This is a genomic window from Caulobacter vibrioides (assembly GCF_002310375.3).
GTDB classification, from domain to species: Bacteria; Pseudomonadota; Alphaproteobacteria; order Caulobacterales; family Caulobacteraceae; genus Caulobacter; species Caulobacter vibrioides_D.
Map to the genome: position 1 here is coordinate 3980999 of NZ_CP023315.3, position 18396 is coordinate 3999394.

The following is an 18396-nucleotide window of genomic DNA, read 5'->3' on the forward strand; positions in this document are numbered from 1 at the left end:
GCGCGCGACACTTATACTCACGATGAACGGATTAGCTATCCGAGGATCTTTCGGCGCCACCCCACGCTTCACGAAGAAGCTTGGTAAGGGGGTGGTGCCCAGGAGAGGACTCGAACCTCCACGACCTTTCGGTCACTGGCACCTGAAGCCAGCGCGTCTACCAATTCCGCCACCTGGGCCCGCTGGCGCAACCGGTTAGGTCGCCGCGAGGCCGGGACGTTTAGGGAAAGCCTCCGGCCACGTCAACAGCGAAAAAACGACAAATCGTGATTTCGTTGCGAACCGGCGCGCGGTCGTCTAATTCCGGCCGTATCGCATGTACGAGGAATGATGATGCAAGGTCTGGTCACGGTGTTCGGCGGCTCCGGTTTCGTGGGCGGTCAGGTCGTGCGGGCGCTCGCCAAGGCGGGCCATCGCGTACGGGTGGCCGTGCGCCAGCCCAACCTCGCCTACAAGATGCGCATGCTGGGCGACGTCGGCCAGATCGAGGTGGTGCAGGCCAATGTCCGTAACCCGGCCTCGGTGGCCCGCGCGCTGGACGGCGCCGAGGGCTGCGTGAACCTGGTGGGCGTGCTGTTCGAGAGCGGCCGCCAGAAGTTCCTGTCGGTGCACACCATGGGCGCGCGCAACGTCGCCGAGGCCGCCGCCAAGGCCGGCGTCAAGCATCTGGTCCATGTCAGCGCCATCGGCGCCGACATCAACAGCCCCGCCAAGTACGCCCGCTCCAAGGGCGAGGGCGAGGCCGCCGTGCGCGAAGCCTTCCCCAGCGCCACCGTCGTGCGGCCCTCGATCGTGTTCGGCCCCGAGGACGGCTTCTTCAACCGCTTCGCCCAGATGGCGGCCATGGCCCCGGTCCTGCCGCTGGTCGGCGGCGACACCCGCTTCCAGCCGGTGTTCGTCGGCGACGTCGCCGCCGTGGTCGCCCAGGCCGTCGCTAACCCCGCAGCGGCGGGCGTGACCTATGAGCTGGGCGGCCCGACCGTCTACACGATGCGCGAGATCCTCGAGCTGATCTTGCTGGAGACCGGCCGCAACCGGCCGCTGATCCCCCTGCCCTGGCAGGTGGCCTCGCTGATCGGCTCGCTGGGCGACCTCGTCGCGGGCGTCATCCCGCCGCCGCTGACCAGCGATCAGGTCCAGATGCTCAAGAGCGACAACGTCGCCGAGCAGGGCCTGCCCGGTCTGGCCGAGGCCGGCGTGACGCCGACGGCCGTTGAAGCCATCGTGCCCAGCTACCTCTATCGCTACCGCAAGGGCGGTCAGTACGCCGAGACCCCCGCCGGCGCGTTCTAAAACGCCCGCCCGGCAGAGCAATCTCTACAGACAAAGGCCCTGGCGCGCGGCGTCAGGGCCTTTTTTCTCGCCGGTCGCGCTGGATCAGCGCGGGATGTACAGCAGCGCCAAGCCGCCGAACCCCACCACGATCCGCCACCAGGCGAAGGGTGCGAACCCGTGCCGAGTGATGAAGTCCAGCACCGTCTTGACGACGAACACGCCCGAAACCAGGGCCGCCACGAAGCCCACGGCGATCAGGCCCAGGTCGTTGGTGCTGAGTTTGTCGATGTTCTTGTAGAGATCATAGGCGAAGGCCCCAGCCATGGTCGGCATGGCCAGGAAGAAGCTGAATTCAGCGGCCGAGCGCTTGTCGCACTTGAGCAGCAGGGCCCCCGCGATCGTCGCGCCGGACCGCGACACGCCGGGAACCAGCGCGATGCACTGGAAGAGGCCGATCAGAAACGCCGTCTTCAGCGGATAGTCGGCGACATCGGTGTGGCGTGGCTCGAACTTCATCCGATCCAGGCCCAGCAAGATGACGCCGCCGATGATCAGGGTCGTGCAGATCAGGGTCGGGCTCTCGTAGAGCACGGTCTTGATGTAGTCGTGAGCCAGGACCCCGACCAGCACCGCCGGCAGGAAGGCCAGAAACACGCCCATGACGAAGCGGCGCGAGCCCGGATTGGTCGGCAGGGTGGTCAGCAGGCCCCACAGGCGTCCGAAATAGACGCTGGTGATCGCCAGGATGGCGCCCAGCTGGATCAGGACCTGAAAGGTGTTGCCGGGGCTATGGAACCCCAGGAAGTGCCCGACCAGGAGGAGGTGACCGGTGGACGAGACCGGAATGAACTCGGTCAGACCTTCGATCAGGCCAAGAATGAGAGCAATGAGCCAATCCGGCATGAGGGTCCCCTGAAGCGCTGCCTGTGGCGTGCGCCAAACATCGTAAAGACCACGTTAATCCATAAAGTGGACTATTATACGCACAGATTGCGACAGGTTCTCAATGTCCACGCCTGAAGCAGGGATATTTTAGTCTGCATTTTTGACCAACACATTCTTCTTGCGCGAAAGAGTCCTTAAGAGCCCCGCGAGAGCAATTTTTCTCCCGATCCAGGGGCAAGGGAAGTCGCATGGCCGAGCGCATGCTGAAATTCACGACGGTGGCCCGCAAGACGCCTGAAAAGCGTGCGGCGGCCGAGCGTGCGGGCGACTTCCACGAGATCTACGCCGACTTCATCGACGCCAAGGCGACCGAGCAGGCCTCGCGTTGCTCGCAGTGCGGCGTGCCGTTCTGTCAGACCCACTGCCCGCTGCACAACAACATCCCCGACTGGCTGCGGATGACCGCCGAGGGCCGCCTGGAAGAAGCCTACGCCCTGTCGCAGGCGACCAATTCCATGCCGGAGGTCTGCGGTCGAATTTGCCCCCAGGACCGCCTGTGCGAAGGCAACTGCGTGATCGAACAGTCGGGCCACGGCACCGTGACCATCGGCTCGGTCGAACGCTACCTCACCGACAAGGCCTGGGAGATGGGCTGGGTCAAGCCGCTGGTCGCCGGCCCGGCGCGCGGCCAATCGGTCGGCGTCGTGGGCGCGGGCCCGGCGGGCCTGGCCGCCGCCGAAAAGCTGCGCGAGGCCGGCTATGACGTCACCATCTATGACCGCCACGACCGCGCCGGCGGCCTGCTGATCTACGGCATCCCCGGTTTCAAGCTGGAAAAGGACGTCGTCGAGCGCCGCACCCAGCGCCTGGCCGAGGGCGGCGTCGCGTTCAAGCTGGGCTTCGAGGTCGGCAAGGACGCCACGCTTGAGGATCTGCGGTCCAAGCACGACGCGGTGCTGATCGCCGTCGGCGTCTACGCCGCGCGCGACCTCACCGTCCCCGGAAGCGGCAGCAAGGGCGTGGCCCCCGCGCTCGACTACCTGATCGCCTCGAACCGCCTGAACCTGGGCGACACCGTTCCGGCCTTCGACTCCGGTGAGCTGAACGCGCAGGGCAAAGACGTGGTCGTGGTCGGCGGCGGCGACACCGCCATGGACTGCGTGCGCACGGCCGTTCGCCAAGGCGCCAAGTCGGTGACCTGCCTCTATCGCCGCGACAAGGCCAACATGCCCGGTTCGATGCGCGAAGTGGCCAACGCCGAGGAGGAAGGCGTCACCTTCGAGTGGCTGGCCGCGCCCCGCGCCCTGTCGGGCGAGGCCGAGGCCGTCTCGGGCGTGCGCGCCATCCGCATGCGCCTGGGCGCGCCCGATCCCTCGGGCCGTCAAAGCCCGGAGGAGATTCCCGGCGGCGATTTTGATCGTCCGGCCCAGCTGGTCATCAAGGCCCTGGGCTTCGAGCCCGAAAACCTGCCCGAGCAGTGGTCGGCCCCAGACCTGAAGGTCACCCGCTGGGGCACGGTGAAGGCCGACGTCCGCAACCAGATGACCAATCTCGACGGCGTGTTCGCCGCCGGCGACATCGTGCGCGGCGCCTCGCTGGTTGTCTGGGCGATCAAGGACGGCCGCGACGCCGCCGACGCCATCCACCGCTACCTGCTGGCCAAGGTCGGCGCGCCCGCGCTGATCGCGGCGGAATAAATCCCTTCTCCCCCTGCGGGAGAGGGTGGCTGCGGAGCAGCCGGGTGAGGGGTCACACCGGCGTATCCGATAGGACTTTCGACCCCTCATCCGGCCCTTCGGGCCACCTTCTCCCGCAAGGGGAGAAGGATGGAGAGACAAGACGATGAACCAAGTCGACCTCTATCTGCAGAACCGCCAGGCGCTGATCGACGGCCACGCCTATGACCCCTCGACCGAGCGCGACGCCTGCGGCGTGGGTCTGGTCTGCGCCATTGACGGCCAGCCGCGCCGCGAAGTGGTCGAACTGGCGATCAAGGCCCTGAAGGCCCTTTGGCACCGGGGCGCGGTGGACGCCGACGGCAAGACCGGCGATGGCGCCGGCGTGCTGGTCAGCGTTCCGCAGGACTTCTTCATCGACCAGGTGCGTCGCACCGGCCACGCCCTGCGCCAGGGCCCGATCGCGGTCGGCCAGATCTTCCTGCCGCGCACGGACCTGGGCGCCCAGGAGACCTGCCGCACGATCGTCGAGGCCGAAGCCCTGCGCTTTGGCTTCTACATCTATGGCTGGCGCCAGGTGCCGGTCGACACCTCGGTGATCGGCGAGAAGGCCAACGCCACCCGTCCGGAAATCGAGCAGATCATGCTGGCCGGGCCGGCCGGCCTGGAAGGCGAGGCGCTGGAGCGCGCGCTGTTCCTGTGCCGCAAGCGCATCGAAAAGCGCGTCCACGCCCAGAACATCACCGACTTCTATATCTGCTCGCTGTCGGCCAAGTCGCTGATCTACAAGGGCATGTTCCTCGCCGAGGCGATCGACGAATTCTATCCCGACCTGAAGGATGAACGCTTCACGGCGGCCGTCGCGATCTTCCATCAGCGCTATTCGACCAACACGTTCCCGCAGTGGCGTCTGGCCCAGCCCTTCCGGATGCTCGCCCACAACGGCGAAATCAACACGATCAAGGGCAACATCAACTGGATGAAGTCCCACGAGATCAAGATGGCCGCCCAGGCCTTCGGCGAGTTCGGGGATGACGTTAAACCGGTGATCCAGCCGGGCGGTTCGGACAGCGCCAACCTCGACAACACCTTCGAGGTGCTGGTGCGCGCCGGTCGCGACGCGCCGATGGCCAAGGCCCTGCTGGTGCCCGAGGCCGCCAATCCGAAGATGAAAGACGCCCACAAGGCGCTCTATTCGTACTGCAACGCCGTGATGGAACCGTGGGACGGCCCGGCCGCCCTGTGCGCCACCGACGGCCGCTGGGTCGTGGCCGGCAAGGACCGCTCGGGCCTGCGGCCGCTGCGCGTGGCCTATACTGACGACGGCCTGGTGATCATGGGCTCGGAAGCCGGCATGTGCGGTGTCGACGAAGCCCGCATCACGCGGAAGCTCGCGATCTCGCCGGGCCGCATGCTGGCCATCGACCTCGCCGAAGGTCGGCTCTACGGCGAAGAAGAGATCATCGACGAACTGGCCACCCGCCACCCCTACACCGAGTGGCTCGGCAACATGGTCGATCTGGAGAAGGAGATCGGCCCTGGCCCCGAACCGCGCAAGTTCGGTCGCGAGGAGCTGACCCGCCGTCAGGCCGCCGCCGGCTACAGCCTCGAAGACCTGGAAATGGTCCTCGCCCCGATGGTCGAGGAAGGCAAGGAAGCCGTCGGCTCCATGGGCGACGACACGCCGCTGGCGGTGCTGTCGGAGAAGTACCGTCCCCTCAGCCACTATTTCCGCCAGAACTTCAGCCAGGTGACCAACCCGCCGATCGATCCCCTGCGGGAGACCGGCGTGATGAGCCTGAAGACCCGGTTCAAGAACCTCGGCAACATCCTGGCTCAGGACGCGGCCCAGGCGGACGTCTACGTTCTGGAAAGCCCCGTGCTGACCACCGGCATGTACGAGCGCGTGCATGCGCTGCTGGGCGAGAAGAACGTGGCGGTCATCGACTGCACCATGCCGCTGCCGGCCGAGGAAGCCCGGGCCGGCGACGCCCTGCGCGCCAACCTCGATCGGATCCGCGCCGAGGCCGAGGACGCCGTGCTGCGCGGCTGCGGCGCCATTGTCCTGACCGACGAGGCCAGCGACGCCGAACGCGTGGCGCTGCCGATGATCCTGGCCACCGGCGGCGTCCACGCCCATCTGGTCGCCAAGGGCCTGCGCTCGTACGTCTCGATCATCGTCCGCTCGGCCGAGTGCCTGGACACCCACTATTTCGCGGTGCTGGTCGGCGTCGGCGCCACGGCGGTCAACGCTTACCTCGCCCAGGAGAGCTTCCAGGATCGCCTGGAGCGCGGTCTCGTGGGCGACAAGTCGCTGCGCGATGTCTGCATCAACTTCAAGACCGCCATCGAGGGCGGGCTGCTGAAGATCATCTCCAAGATGGGCATCAGCGTCATCTCCTCGTATCGCGGCGGCTACAACTTCGAGGCCGTGGGTCTGTCGCGCGCCATGGCGGCCGAGTTCTTCCCGGGCATGCCCTCGCGCATCTCGGGCATCGGCCTGGCCGGCATCGAGAGCAAGGCGGTCGAGCTGCACCGTAAGGCCTGGGGGACGCCCGCCGTCACCCTGCCGGTCGGCGGCCTCTACAAGGCCCGTCGCTCGGGCGAGGCCCACGCCTTCGAAGCGCGCCTGATGCACACCCTGCAGACGGCCTGCGACACCGGCGACTACGAGCTCTATCGCCGCTGGTCGAACGGCCTGCGCACCCAGAAGCCGATCCAGCTGCGCGACCTGCTGGACTGGCGCTCGGACCGTAACCCGATCTCGACCGACGACGTCGAGAGCGTTAACGAGATCCGCAAGCGCTTCGTCACGCCCGGCATGAGCCTCGGGGCCCTGTCCCCCGAAGCGCACGGCGCCCTGAACATCGCCATGAACCGCATCGGGGCCCGCTCGGTCTCGGGCGAGGGCGGCGAAGACAGCGCGCGCTACAAGCCGCTGCCCAACGGCGACAACCCCAACAGCGCCATCAAGCAGGTGGCCTCGGGGCGCTTTGGCGTCACCGCCGAATATCTGAACCAGTGCGTCGAGCTGGAGATCAAGGTCGCCCAGGGCGCCAAGCCCGGCGAGGGCGGCCAGCTGCCCGGCTTCAAGGTCACCGAGATGATCGCGCGCCTGCGTCACTCCACCCCTGGAGTCATGCTGATCAGCCCGCCGCCGCACCACGACATCTACTCGATCGAGGACCTGGCCCAGCTCATCTATGACCTGAAGCAGATCAACCCGATCGCGCGCGTCACGGTGAAGCTGGTCGCCGCCACCGGCATCGGCGCCATCGCCGCCGGCGTCGCCAAGGCGAAAGCGGACGTGATCCTGGTCGCCGGCGGCGTCGGCGGCACCGGCGCCTCGCCCCAGACCTCGGTCAAGTACGCCGGCGGTCCGTGGGAGATGGGTCTGTCGGAAGCCAACCAGGTGCTGACCCTGAACAACCTGCGCCACTCCGTCGTCCTGCGGGCCGACGGCGGCATGCGCACGGGTCGCGACATCGTCATCGCCGCTATGATGGGCGCCGAGGAATTCGGCATCGGCACCGCCTCGCTGGTGGCGATGGGCTGCATCATGGTGCGCCAGTGCCACTCCAACACCTGCCCCGTCGGCGTCTGCACCCAGGACGAGGCCCTGCGCGCCAAATTCACGGGCACGCCGGACAAGGTCATCAACCTCTTCACGTTTGTCGCTGAAGAAGTGCGCGAGATCCTGGCGGGCCTGGGCTTCAAGTCCCTGCAGGAAATCGTCGGCCGCACCGACCTGCTGGCGCAGGTGTCGCGCGGCGGCGAACACCTCGACGACCTTGATTTGAACCCGCTGCTGGTCCGCGCCGATCCGGGCTCGAACAAGCCCTACTGCACGGTCGAGGGCCGCAACGCGGTGCCGGACACGCTGGACGCCCAGATCGTGCGCGACGCCGCCCCGCTGCTGGAACGCGGCGAGAAGATGCAGCTGACCTACACGGTCCGCAGCACCGCCCGCACCATCGGCACGCGCACGTCCAGCCACATCGTGCGCAAGTTCGGCATGAAGGGCCTGCCGTCGGGCCACCTGACCGTCCAGCTGAAGGGCTCGGCGGGCCAGAGCCTGGGCGCCTTTGCGGTCCAGGGTTTGCGCATCGAGCTGACCGGCGAGGCCAACGACTATGTCGGCAAGGGCCTGTCGGGCGCGACGATCGTGATCAAGCCGGCGCGGGGTCTGGCCGCGCCGGAGACCAACGCCCTGATCGGCAACACCGTGCTGTTCGGCGCCACCTCGGGCCGGCTGTTCGCCGCAGGTCAGGCCGGCGAGCGCTTCGCCGTCCGCAACTCGGGCGCCACGACGGTGGTCGAGGGCTGCGGCGCCAATGGCTGCGAGTACATGACCGGCGGTCAGGTGGTGATCCTGGGTCCGACGGGCTCCAACTTCGGCGCGGGCATGACCGGCGGCATGGCCTTCGTGCTCGACCAGCACGATCGCTTCGAGGACAATATCAACCCCGACAGCATCGTCGTGCAACGGTTGGCCTCGCCCTACTGGGAAGGCGTGCTGCGCTCGCTGATCGCCGAGCATGCCCGCGAAACGGACTCGGTGTTCGCCACGACCCTGCTGCGCGACTGGGACCGCGTCCGCGGCCAGTTCTGGCAGGTCTGCCCGAAGGAGATGGTCAGCCGCCTGCCCCAGCCGCTGACGGCCGAAGAAGCGGTCCACGAGCGCGCCTGACCCCCTGTCAGACGCTGAGACTGACCACCGCCGCCAGGGCCCTAAGTATTTGGTTTTTAGAGCCTGTTTATCTGGTTTAGATGGTTCCATCTAAACCAGACAGGCCCCACGCCTTGGCGGCGGTTTTCGTTCATGTGACCTCCTTGGCCGTGCGCACCTTGAAGCTGGCCCGCGCTCGCGCCACGGGGACGCCGTCGGCGCGCACCGTCGCCTCGGCGAAACAGATCGACCGGCCCAGCTTGATGAAGTCGGTGTCGAACTCGAGCCATTGCCCCAAGCGCGCCGAGCCCAGGTAGTCGAGCGCCAGCGACACTGTCACCAGCCCGTCCACCTTCGCGCCGGCCCGCGCCAGGTTCACGCCCAGTGACAGGCCCATCGCATTGTCGGCCATGGCCGCCAGGAAGCCGCCGTGGGGCATGTGACGGGAATTGCAGTGCGGCTCGCGCACCCAGGTCGCCAGGACAAGCCGATCCTCCGCAAGGCGCGCATACAGCGGCTCCCACGGGTCGGTGATCGGACTTTTTCGCGCGTGCGGGTTGAAACCCGCCGGTAGAGCCGCATCGCTCATGCTCGCCTCTCAGGATTTCAAACAACTGTTTTAATCTAGCAGCAGGCGCGGGCTTGCGCGAGGGGTCATAAACCTGCGCTATCTGACACCATGGCCCGACCCCGCGACCGACAGAAGCTGGACGCCGTCAAGGTGGTCGAGACACTCGACAACCTGTACGCCCGCGTCTCAGAACGCTTTCCAGCCTCGGGCCTGGCGATGGTCTGCGCGCGCCTAGCCGACACCGGCCGCCAGACCGCCGCGCGCGCCCGAAGGATCGGCCGGCCCTATCTGCTCCTCCGCGCCCTGGTGGTGCTGATCATCGTCGGCGGCGTCGCGCTGGAGCTCGCCCTGGCCTGGCGCCTCGACTGGAGCGCCGTGCTGCGCGCCCGGGAGGGCTTCGATCTGGCCCAGGGCCTGGAATCGGCCATCAATCTGGCGCTGCTGTCCGGCGCGGCGGCCTGGTTCCTCAGCTCGCTGGAACGACGCTGGAAGCAGCAGCGCGTGCAGGTCGCTTTGCATGAACTGCGCTCGTTCTGCCATGTCATCGACATGCATCAGCTGACCAAGGACCCGTCGGTGGTCCTTGGCCCCGCGACCCGGCATTCGCCGCGCCGCGAGATGAGCAATTTCCAGCTGTCGCGTTACCTCGACTACTGCGCCGAGATGCTGGCCCTGACCGCCAAGCTGGCCGCGCTCTACGCCGGGGAGACGGACGATCCGGTGATCATCGCGGCGGTGAACGACATCGAGACCCTCGCCTCGGACCTGGGTCGCAAGATCTGGCAGAAGATCATGATCCTGGGCCAGTTGAACGAGGCGGTCTCGGCTCAGGCCTGATCGCGCGGAGGATGGCCCTTGATCCCGGTCGATTTGGCCGGTCTGATCGTCGCGTCTTGATCGCAAGGGCTTTGCTTCGCGTTCCATGTCCATGCGCGCCTTCGCCCATCTGCTCGACCGGCTGTCCCTGACCAGCTCGCGCAACGCCAAACTGACCCTGATCGAGGACCATCTGCGCCACACCCCCGATCCCGATCGGGGCTACGCGCTGGCGGCGCTGACGGGCGCGCTGTCTTTCAACGCCGCCAAGCCCACCTTCATCCGCAAGGCGGTCGAAGCGCGGATGGACCCCCAGCTGTTCGCCTGGTCGTACGACTTCGTCGGAGACCTGGCCGAGACCGTGTCCCTGGTCTGGCCCGCCCCCGCCTCCAGAAAATGGCCGGGCGCCAACCGCCCGCCGGAGCTTTCGGAAGTCATCGATGCGCTGCATTCGGCCTCGCGCGCCGAGGTCCAGCGCCTGATCGAGGGCTGGCTGGACGCCCTGGATCCCGACGGACGCTGGGCGCTGCTGAAACTGATGACCGGCGGCCTGCGGGTCGGCGTCTCGTCACGACTGGCCAAACAGGCCTGCGCCAACCTCGGCGGCGTCGAGATCGGCGAGATCGAGGAGATCTGGCATGCGATGGCGCCGCCCTATGGCGACCTTTTCGCCTGGCTGGAGGGACGCTCGGAACGCCCGTCACCGGATGCGCCGGGTCGCTTCAGGCCCGTGATGCTGGCCCAGCCGATTGACGAGGACACAGACTTCCCCAAGCTCGATCCGGCCGACTATCTGGCCGAGTGGAAATGGGACGGCATCCGCGTCCAGGCCGTGGCGGAGCGCGGCGAGCGTAGGCTCTACACCCGCACCGGGGATGACATCTCGGCCAGCTTTCCAGACGTCGTCGCGGCGCTCGACTTCGAGGGCGCGATCGATGGCGAACTGCTGGTGCTGCGCGACGGCGCCCTGGCCTCGTTCGGCGATCTCCAACAGCGGCTGAACCGCAAGACCGTCGACGCCAAGCAGCTGGCGAACTTCCCGGCCGGGATCCGGGCCTACGACCTGCTGATGGACGGCGAGACCGACCTGCGGGCCCGGCCCTTCGTCGAGCGTCGCGCGCGCCTGGAGACGTTCGTTGGCCGCCTGGCGACCCCGCGTATTGACCTGTCGCCGCTGCAGCCGTTCACGACCTGGGAAGAGCTCGCCGCCCTGCGCCGCGAACCGCCCGAAGGCGATGCGCGCCTCTCCGAGGGCCTGATGCTCAAGCGCCGCGACAGCGTCTATGAACCCGGTCGCCCCAAGGGCCCCTGGTTCAAGTGGAAACGCGATCCGCGCCTGATCGACGCGGTGCTGATGTACGCCCAGCGCGGGCACGGCAAGCGGTCCAGCTTCTATTCCGACTACACCTTCGGCGTCTGGCGCGAGGAGGAAGACGGTCGGCGCGCCCTGACTCCCGTCGGCAAGGCCTATTTCGGCTTCACCGACGAGGAGCTGAAACAGATCGACAGGTTCGTCCGCGACAACACCATCGACCGCTTCGGTCCCGTGCGCTCGGTGCGCGCCGATCTGGACTTTGGCCTGGTGTTCGAGGTCGCCTTCGAGGGCCTGCAGCGATCCAGCCGCCACAAGTCCGGCGTGGCCATGCGTTTCCCCCGCATACACCGCATCCGTTGGGACAAGCCCGCGCGGGAGGCCGATGAACTCAAAACGCTAGAAGCGATGCTGGACTAGGGGCCCGGCGTTTACCTCGCGTTTGCCATAGACCCCTACGCAAGCCTTGCGAGGAGTGTGCCCATGTCTCCCTTCCTGACATCGCTGTTGCCGCATCTTCGCGGCAACGCGAACGAGCGCTATCGGCAGGTCTATTCGCGCGCCGGCTTGACCGTCCTGCTGAGCTGGGCGCTGGACTTGATCGGGCGGAGGGATCTGATCCCGCTCTGGCTGTCCGCGAGTCTGGCGGTGCAACTGCTGGAATTCGTCGCGGTGCGCCCCTTCGCACGGGGACGCTTCCCGACCCGCTATCTGAGCGCCCAGATCATTCTGATGCTGGTCGCCATGGTGGCCATGGCCGTGGTTCACGCCGGCGGGGTTCTGATCTTCTGGCAAAGCGGGCAGCCGCCGTTGATGGCGCTGGCCCTGATGGTTCTCGTGGGCGGCATCCTGAACAACGTCGCCTCGGGGGTGGACAGTCGCAGTCTCTTCTACCTGGGCGCCACGCCCTACGGCTTGAGCTTGCTGGCCATGCCCATTCTGGCGTGGGGCCAAGCCCGCGAGCAGGTGACGATCCTGGCCCTGACGGTCGGCTTCTTCATCCTGGCCGTCCACACGATCTGGGGCCGGATGCACGCAGATCGCCGCGCCCTGGTCGCCGCGCGGGTGGAAGCCGATCGCCGCCGGATGGAAACCGAGGAAGCCCTGTCGGACCGCACCGCCATGGCCGCCATCGTCAGCCACGAGCTCCGCACGCCGCTTTCCGCCATCCTCGCCGGCGCCCACCTGATCCGCGCTGGAACAGCGCCCGCCCAAACCCGCGCCACGGCCGAGCTGATCGTCGACGCGGGTCAGCTGATGACCGGCCTTCTGACCGACATGCTCGACCAGGCCAAGATCGAGGCGAGGGCGATGAGCCTGGAAGAGCGAGACTTCGATCTGCTGGGCGCGGTCCGTGACGCCGGCCGCTTCTGGAGCGCCAACGCACGCGCCAAAGGCCTCACCCTGGTCGAGCCGCCAAAAGACCAGGCGGCGGTCTGGGTGCGGGGGGATCCTTTCCGTCTGCGCCAGATCCTCAACAACCTGCTCTCCAATGCGATGAAGTTCACCGACGAGGGCGCCATCGCTCTGCGCATCGCCGTCGAGCCGCTAAGCGATGACCGGATGGCGGTGGAGATCGAGGTTCAGGACAACGGCCCCGGTATCGCAGAGGACGCGATGAACCGCCTCTTCACGCCCTACGCCCAGGCTTCGCAGGAGACGGCCCGCACCTACGGCGGCACCGGTCTTGGGCTGACGGTCAGCCGTCAGCTCGCCCGTCTGATGGGCGGCGAGCTGGACGCACGCCCCGGATCACCCCGCGGCGCTGTCTTCCGCTTGCGCCTCGAAATGCCGCAAGGCCAGGAGGAGGACGCGACCCGAGCGACGCAGCCCTCCGCCGCCGCCGCGCCGGACCTGGCCGCGTTGAACGTCTTGGCCGTGGACGATCATGAGGTGAACCGTCGGACCCTGGCGCTGGTCCTGGAGCCCCTGGGCGTGACCTTGACCACCGCGCCGGATGGCCTGGAGGCGCTGAAGGCGCTTGAAGCCAAGGCCTTCGACGTCGTCCTGATGGACGTCAACATGCCCGGCCTTGATGGCCGCGAAGCCACCCGCCGCCTGCGCGCCGGCAAGGGGCTGAACCACGACACCCCCGTGATCGGCTTCAGCGCGGGCGTGGCCGATCATGAGGTCGAGGCCTGCCATGCGGCCGGCATGACCGACTGGATCGCCAAGCCGCTCGACGTCCGCGCGCTCTACGCCGCCCTGGATCGCGCCCAAAACCGCGTGGAGAACCGCGCGGAGAACCGCGCGGAGACGCGGGCCGAGGCCTGATCAGCCGGCGAAGGCGCGGATCGCGTCGATGATCTTCTGCTGGTCCTCAGCGCCCAGATAGGGGTGCATGGGCAAGGCCAGAACCGTCTCGGCCTTGGCCTCGGTCACCGGCAGGCCGCCTGCGCCGCGTGGGAACCGGGCGTAGGGCGCCTGAACGTGCATCGGGACAGGATAGTAGACCGCCGTCGGCACGCCGTGCGCCTTCAGGTGGGCGGCCAGGCCATCGCGGTTCTCGTGCTCGATCACGTACTGGGCCCAGACCGACACGCCGCCGTCGATGACGGTCGGGGTCGACAGCACCGCGCCCTGCAGGCCCGCGGCGTACCGGTCGGCCACGACCTGACGCAGCTCAATCTCCTCGGCGAAGATCGCCAGCTTCTCGATCAGGATGGCGGCCTGGATCGTGTCGAGGCGCGAGTTCATGCCGATACGGGTGTTCAGATATTTGGGGTCGTGGTCGAAGGTCTTGCCGGCCAGGTCAGGCCCCACCGCCTTGCCGTGGACGCGATAGCTGTCCATCAGGTCCCACAGCGTCGCGTCGTTGGTCAGCACCGCCCCGCCGTCGCCGTAGCAACCCAGCGGCTTGGCCGGGAAGAAGCTGGTGGTGGCCACGTCGGCCCAGTGCAGCGGGTGATGGCCGTTCAGGGTGCAGCCAAAGCCCTGGGCGCTGTCGGCGATCAGCTTGAGACCTTCGCGGTCGCAGATGGCCTTGATGGCGGGATAGTCGGCGGGCTGGCCGAACAAATCTACGGCGATCACCACCTTGGGCGTCAGCTTGCAGTCGGCCTTCACGCCGGCGATGGCCGCTTCCAGCTTGGCGGGGTCGAGATTGTAGGTGTCGGGCAGCACGTCGACGAACACCGGGGTCGCGTCGACCCACGGCACGACCTCGGGGGTCGCGGCGAAGGTGAAGGACGGGCAGAACACCGCGTCGCCCGGCCCGACGCCCCAGGCCATCAGCGGCAGGGCGATGGCGTCGGTGCCGTTGGCGCAGGACAAGGCCAGCTTGGCCTGGCCGAACGCGGCCAGCTGCGCCTCGAACTCGCGCACCTGCGGACCCATCACATAGGCGCCGCTATCCAGCACCTTGGCGATGGCCGAGTCGATCTTGTCGCGGATCCGGCGCTGCTGCGCGCCGAGGTCGATGAAGGGCATGCTCATGGGCGGCGCTCTTAGTCAGGCTTCGTGACGATTTCGAGCCAATTGATGTAACCGACTGTTTCCCGCAGCTGGCAAGCGGAACCCTGGAAGCTTCACCTCGTTGACCTCGACGCGCGGGGGCGCCTATCGAGACATCCATGAAGACAAAGCCCAGTATCATTCCGGCGGACGCCGCGCTGCCGTCGCTCGCCCACGTCAAGGCCGACGAGACCATGCTCAGCCATTTCCTCGACTGGTTGGGCAAGCTGGCGGTGAACCTGGTGGTCGCCGCCCTGATCCTGGCGGTCACCTTCTGGGCCGCCGGCTGGGCCGCGCGGTTCATGCGCCGCACCCTGACACGCGTGCATCGCAGCAACCCGGACCCGACGCTGGAGAGCTTCGCCGCGTCCCTCGCCCGCTATGCGATCGTGGCCGTCGGCCTTGTCGCGGTGCTCCAGCAACTGGGCGTGCAGGCGACCTCGATCATCGCGGTCTTGGGCGCGGCCTCCCTGGCCATCGGCCTAGCGCTGCAAGGCGCGCTGTCGAACGTGGCCGCCGGCGTGATGATCCTGCTGTTCCGCCCCTACAAGGTCGGCGACTTCATCGAGACGGCGACCCGTCAGGGTACGGTCAAGTCGCTGGACCTGCTGTTCACCGAGATCGCCACGCCGGACAACGTCAAGGTGATGATCCCGAACAGCAAGGTGTTCGGGGACGTGATCCTCAACTACTCGACCCACCGCAATCGCCGGGTGGACGTGCTGTTCAAGGTGCCACTGAAGACGGATCTGGTGGTGGTGCTCAAGCGGCTGCGCGAGCGGGCCGAGAACGACGCCCGTATCCGCCAGGACCCTGCGCCGATGATCGAGGTCACCGACCTGTCCGAAGCCTACGCCCAGGCGGCGATCCGAGTCTGGACGGCGGCGGCCGACTTTGCGCCGGTCAAGACCGACCTGATGCTGTCAGCCCATCTGCTCGCCGAGGACCCCGCGCGCACCGACCTGCCACCGCCGCGCCCCTCGAAGGCGATTGACCCCTCGCCCACCATGCCGGGCGAAGGCGAGCACCATCATCTGCTGGCCCTGATCAAGCCCCGGAAGCGCCGCAAGGCCGCGGCGTCTAAGGCGGCGGCGGAGAAGGCGTCATAGGCGTCAGGCCGACCCCGCCGCTCCGCCTTGTCGCAGCCATTCGGTGGCGAACTTGTCGCTGAGCGTGGCGTCTTCGAACACCACGCGTCGCAGATGCCCCAGAAGCTCGGGGGCGTCGTGGACGATCACGAACGGAAAGCCGTTGGCCGACAGGAATCCCTGGAGAAACCGCGAAAACCGATCGGCCTCTTCGGGGCCGGTCAGGCGGACTTCAGTCTCGGCCTTCGTCGAAGCCAGGTGGGGAACCATGAGCGCGGCCCTCTGTGGACGGACCGACCCTAACGCGCCAGATCGCATCTGCGAACTGACTTCGCCATTGCGAAATAAACTTTGATCAGGAATTCGCCTCCCGAGCGAAAAGCGCTCGAGAGGCGAAAGGTCCTTAAAGGATCGACTGACCGGTCGAGGCCCAGTCCTTCAGGAACTGCTCAAGGCCCTTGTCGGTCAGCGGATGCTTGTAGAGGTCGCTGAACACCGCCGGCGGGATGGTGACGACGTCGGCGCCGACGATCGCGGCTTCCTTGACGTGGACGGCGTTGCGGACCGAGGCGGCCAGGATCTCGGTCTCGTAGCCGTAGTTGTCATAGATCGCGCGGATGTCGCGGATCAGGTCCATGCCGTCGAAGCCATAGTCGTCCAGACGGCCGATGAACGGCGAGATGTAGGTCGCGCCCGCCTTGGCGGCCAAGAGAGCCTGGGTCGGCGAGAAGCACAGGGTGACGTTGGTCTTGATCTCTTCGTCCGCGAAGGCGGCGCAGGCGATCAGGCCATCGCGGGTCAGCGGGATCTTAACCACGACGTTCGGGGCGATCTTGGCCAGCTTCTGACCTTCGGCGATCATTGCATCAGCAGTGGTGGCGGCCACCTCGGCGCTGATCGGGCCAGGGACGATGTCGCAGATCTCGGCGATCACCTCCAGCATCGGCCGGCCCGACTTGGCGATCAGGGTCGGGTTGGTGGTCACGCCGTCGATCAGGCCGGTCGAGGCCAGATCCGCGATGACCTTGGTGTCGGTGCTGTCGAGGAAGATCTGCATGGGTCTCTTGCGCTGTATTTTATGGGGAAGTTGAGCCCCGGTTTATCGCGGGCGCGCCGCTCGCGCCAGCGATTAGCCGGCGAGCCCCATGGCGACCAGCCGGTCGGCGGTGCGCTCCACCGCCGGTCGCCACGCCTCGGGTGAGACGCCGAACACCGCGCGCAGCTTGGCGGTATCGAGCGGCGAGCGCGGCGGTCGCGGCGCGGGCTCGGCGAAGGCGGCCTGGGTCGTGGGCTCCAGTCGCGCCTTCGTCATCGGATCGCGGTCAATGGCGGCCTTGGCGAAGTCGAAGCGGCTGGTCTCGCCCGCATTGGCGAAATGGAACAGGCCGAAGGCGGGATCATCGGCGGGCGCGGCCGCCCAGCGCGGCGCGGCGCTGACCAGGAAATCGGCGAGAGCCTCGCCGTCGGTCGGCGTGCCGAACTGGTCGGCCACCACCTTCAGCGTCTCGCGCTCGCGGGCGAGCTTGAGCATGAAGCTCACATAGTTGCGCCCGTATCGCGAGAAGACCCACGAGATCCGCAGCACGACGGTTCTGGGGTGAACAAGGACCGCCTGCTCACCGGCCAGCTTGGAGCGGCCATAGACATTGATCGGCTCGGCGCGATCGGTCTCGACATAGGCGCGGTCGGTTTGGCCGTCGAACACCGCATCGGTCGACAGGTGCACGAACGGCGCCCCCCGCTCCGCACACGCGGCGGCCATGGCCGCCGGCGCGTGGGCATTCACCGCGAAGGCCGCGTCCGGCGCGGCCTCGGCCGGGTCGACATGGGTGAAGGCGGCCGTGTTGACGACCAGATCGCAATCCGCCGCCAGGATCACGGCCCGAACCCGCTGGAGATCGGCCAGGTCACAGTCGGCGCGAGACAGTGCGACAAGCTGCGCCCGCCCCCTCGCCGCCGCCTGCATCGCCGTGGCGACCTGGCCGGTTCGGCCAAACTGCAGGATCTTCATTTCAGCGCCGGAACGCGGTCACCCAGCACCAACCCGACGAAGTCTCGAAGACTGCCGCCTTGGAACAGGTAGCCGGGCATTCCCGCGCGGCGTCCGGCCTCGACGTCGATGTCGCGGTCACCGATGATCACCGCCTCATCCGCGCGCAGGCTCCACTCGGCCAACCCCCGCAGGATCATGCCGGGATTGGGCTTACGGTCGGGGTGATCAGCCACGCGATAGGCCTCGACGGCCGCCGTTTCATGGAATGGGCAATGATAGAAGGTGTCGATCCGCCCGCCGACCTGCGCCAGTTGCGCCTGCATCGCGGCGTGAAAGCGGTCCAGCGCCGCCGCGTCGAAATAGCCGCGCCCGATCCCGGATTGGTTGGTGACCACCAGCACCTTCAGCCCTGCCCGCGTCATCGCCGCGACCGCGTCGCGCGCGCCTTCGATCCAGTCCAGCCTGGCCGGATCGTGGACATAGCCGTGATCGATATTGAGCACGCCGTCGCGATCCAGGAACACGGCCTTCAAGGGCGGGAGAGCGGACGGACTTATCATGGCCTGAGCACTAACCCGGTCCTGGCGGAATCGCCAAGTCGCCGTCTTGGCGTCGTGACGCGACCTCGCCTAGAAGGATGACGCCGCTGGAGCCTCTG

At 67.4% G+C, this 18396-nt stretch carries 14 protein-coding genes and 1 tRNA gene; 7 read left to right on the forward strand and 8 right to left on the reverse strand.

Annotated features, from left to right (window positions below; translation table 11 throughout):
* Positions 1-92 precede the first annotated feature (92 nt).
* Positions 93-179 (reverse strand) — tRNA-Leu (locus tag CA606_RS18930).
* A gap of 154 nt (positions 180-333) precedes the next feature.
* On the opposite strand from CA606_RS18930, the gene CA606_RS18935 reads away from it, so the two are divergent.
* A complete protein-coding gene (locus CA606_RS18935) occupies positions 334-1293 on the forward strand; it encodes a complex I NDUFA9 subunit family protein (RefSeq protein ID WP_096053943.1) in 960 nt (319 codons plus the stop codon).
* Positions 1294-1377: 84 nt separating this feature from the next.
* Here the strand turns inward: CA606_RS18935 and CA606_RS18940 are convergent, their stop codons facing one another.
* Positions 1378-2178, reverse strand: coding sequence for an undecaprenyl-diphosphate phosphatase (locus CA606_RS18940; RefSeq protein WP_096053123.1), 801 nt, complete (start codon positions 2176-2178; stop codon positions 1378-1380).
* 230 nt (positions 2179-2408) lie between these two features.
* Between CA606_RS18940 and CA606_RS18945 the strand changes: the two genes are divergently transcribed.
* Complete coding sequence (locus CA606_RS18945; RefSeq protein WP_096053122.1) at positions 2409-3857, forward strand: NAD(P)-dependent oxidoreductase; 1449 nt, start codon at positions 2409-2411, stop codon at positions 3855-3857.
* Between the two features lie 145 nt (positions 3858-4002).
* Positions 4003-8526: a glutamate synthase large subunit gene (gltB, locus tag CA606_RS18950; protein ID WP_096053121.1), complete on the forward strand. Its 4524-nt coding sequence runs from the start codon at positions 4003-4005 to the stop codon at positions 8524-8526.
* Between the two features lie 130 nt (positions 8527-8656).
* On the opposite strand, the gene CA606_RS18955 is transcribed toward gltB, so the two are convergent.
* Entirely contained in the window at positions 8657-9094 is a 438-nt protein-coding gene (locus tag CA606_RS18955) for a PaaI family thioesterase (protein WP_096053120.1), read from the reverse strand.
* Positions 9095-9184: 90 nt separating this feature from the next.
* On the opposite strand from CA606_RS18955, the gene CA606_RS18960 reads away from it, so the two are divergent.
* The 3 genes from CA606_RS18960 to CA606_RS18970 all read left to right on the forward strand — a co-directional run bounded on the left by CA606_RS18960 (position 9185) and on the right by CA606_RS18970 (position 13478).
* The gene (locus tag CA606_RS18960; RefSeq protein WP_096053119.1) at positions 9185-9913 is read left to right on the forward strand and encodes a hypothetical protein; all 729 of its coding nucleotides are present in this window, start codon (positions 9185-9187) and stop codon (positions 9911-9913) included.
* Positions 9914-9998: 85 nt separating this feature from the next.
* The gene (locus CA606_RS18965; protein WP_181242690.1) at positions 9999-11624 is read left to right on the forward strand and encodes a cisplatin damage response ATP-dependent DNA ligase; all 1626 of its coding nucleotides are present in this window, start codon (positions 9999-10001) and stop codon (positions 11622-11624) included.
* Between the two features lie 63 nt (positions 11625-11687).
* Complete coding sequence (locus tag CA606_RS18970; protein ID WP_096053118.1) at positions 11688-13478, forward strand: ATP-binding protein; 1791 nt, start codon at positions 11688-11690, stop codon at positions 13476-13478.
* Here the strand turns inward: CA606_RS18970 and CA606_RS18975 are convergent, their stop codons facing one another.
* Positions 13479-14639 carry a DegT/DnrJ/EryC1/StrS family aminotransferase gene (locus tag CA606_RS18975; RefSeq protein WP_096053117.1) on the reverse strand — a complete coding sequence of 387 codons (1161 nt, stop codon included), beginning with the start codon at positions 14637-14639 and terminating at the stop codon, positions 13479-13481. It lies immediately after the preceding gene.
* A 137-nt stretch (positions 14640-14776) separates the two neighbouring features.
* Between CA606_RS18975 and CA606_RS18980 the strand changes: the two genes are divergently transcribed.
* A complete protein-coding gene (locus tag CA606_RS18980; protein WP_096053116.1) occupies positions 14777-15766 on the forward strand; it encodes a mechanosensitive ion channel family protein in 990 nt (329 codons plus the stop codon).
* A gap of 3 nt (positions 15767-15769) precedes the next feature.
* On the opposite strand, the gene CA606_RS18985 is transcribed toward CA606_RS18980, so the two are convergent.
* The 4 genes from CA606_RS18985 to CA606_RS19000 form a co-directional block, all read right to left on the reverse strand.
* A complete protein-coding gene (locus tag CA606_RS18985) occupies positions 15770-16015 on the reverse strand; it encodes a hypothetical protein (RefSeq protein WP_096053115.1) in 246 nt (81 codons plus the stop codon).
* Positions 16016-16148: 133 nt separating this feature from the next.
* Complete coding sequence (gene fsa, locus CA606_RS18990; RefSeq protein ID WP_096053114.1) at positions 16149-16802, reverse strand: fructose-6-phosphate aldolase; 654 nt, start codon at positions 16800-16802, stop codon at positions 16149-16151.
* 72 nt (positions 16803-16874) lie between these two features.
* Positions 16875-17756: a dTDP-4-dehydrorhamnose reductase gene (gene rfbD / locus CA606_RS18995; RefSeq protein ID WP_096053113.1), complete on the reverse strand. Its 882-nt coding sequence runs from the start codon at positions 17754-17756 to the stop codon at positions 16875-16877.
* Complete coding sequence (locus CA606_RS19000) at positions 17753-18298, reverse strand: D-glycero-alpha-D-manno-heptose-1,7-bisphosphate 7-phosphatase (RefSeq protein WP_096053112.1); 546 nt, start codon at positions 18296-18298, stop codon at positions 17753-17755. Before CA606_RS19000 ends, rfbD begins: the two co-directional genes overlap by 4 nt.
* Between the last annotated feature and the right edge of the window lie 98 nt (positions 18299-18396).

What these genes read in the sequence shown, in the direction of transcription:
- CA606_RS18935 (WP_096053943.1), top strand. Translation starts at nt 334, where the DNA reads ATGCAAGGTCTGGTCACGGTGTTCGGCGGCTCCGGTTTCGTGGGCGGT.
- CA606_RS18940 (WP_096053123.1), bottom strand. Translation starts at nt 2,178, where the DNA reads ATGCCGGATTGGCTCATTGCTCTCATTCTTGGCCTGATCGAAGGTCTG.
- CA606_RS18945 (WP_096053122.1), top strand. Translation starts at nt 2,409, where the DNA reads ATGGCCGAGCGCATGCTGAAATTCACGACGGTGGCCCGCAAGACGCCT.
- gltB (WP_096053121.1), top strand. Translation starts at nt 4,003, where the DNA reads ATGAACCAAGTCGACCTCTATCTGCAGAACCGCCAGGCGCTGATCGAC.
- CA606_RS18955 (WP_096053120.1), bottom strand. Translation starts at nt 9,094, where the DNA reads ATGAGCGATGCGGCTCTACCGGCGGGTTTCAACCCGCACGCGCGAAAA.
- CA606_RS18960 (WP_096053119.1), top strand. Translation starts at nt 9,185, where the DNA reads ATGGCCCGACCCCGCGACCGACAGAAGCTGGACGCCGTCAAGGTGGTC.
- CA606_RS18965 (WP_181242690.1), top strand. Translation starts at nt 9,999, where the DNA reads ATGTCCATGCGCGCCTTCGCCCATCTGCTCGACCGGCTGTCCCTGACC.
- CA606_RS18970 (WP_096053118.1), top strand. Translation starts at nt 11,688, where the DNA reads ATGTCTCCCTTCCTGACATCGCTGTTGCCGCATCTTCGCGGCAACGCG.
- CA606_RS18975 (WP_096053117.1), bottom strand. Translation starts at nt 14,639, where the DNA reads ATGAGCATGCCCTTCATCGACCTCGGCGCGCAGCAGCGCCGGATCCGC.
- CA606_RS18980 (WP_096053116.1), top strand. Translation starts at nt 14,777, where the DNA reads ATGAAGACAAAGCCCAGTATCATTCCGGCGGACGCCGCGCTGCCGTCG.
- CA606_RS18985 (WP_096053115.1), bottom strand. Translation starts at nt 16,015, where the DNA reads ATGGTTCCCCACCTGGCTTCGACGAAGGCCGAGACTGAAGTCCGCCTG.
- fsa (WP_096053114.1), bottom strand. Translation starts at nt 16,802, where the DNA reads ATGCAGATCTTCCTCGACAGCACCGACACCAAGGTCATCGCGGATCTG.
- rfbD (WP_096053113.1), bottom strand. Translation starts at nt 17,756, where the DNA reads ATGAAGATCCTGCAGTTTGGCCGAACCGGCCAGGTCGCCACGGCGATG.
- CA606_RS19000 (WP_096053112.1), bottom strand. Translation starts at nt 18,298, where the DNA reads ATGATAAGTCCGTCCGCTCTCCCGCCCTTGAAGGCCGTGTTCCTGGAT.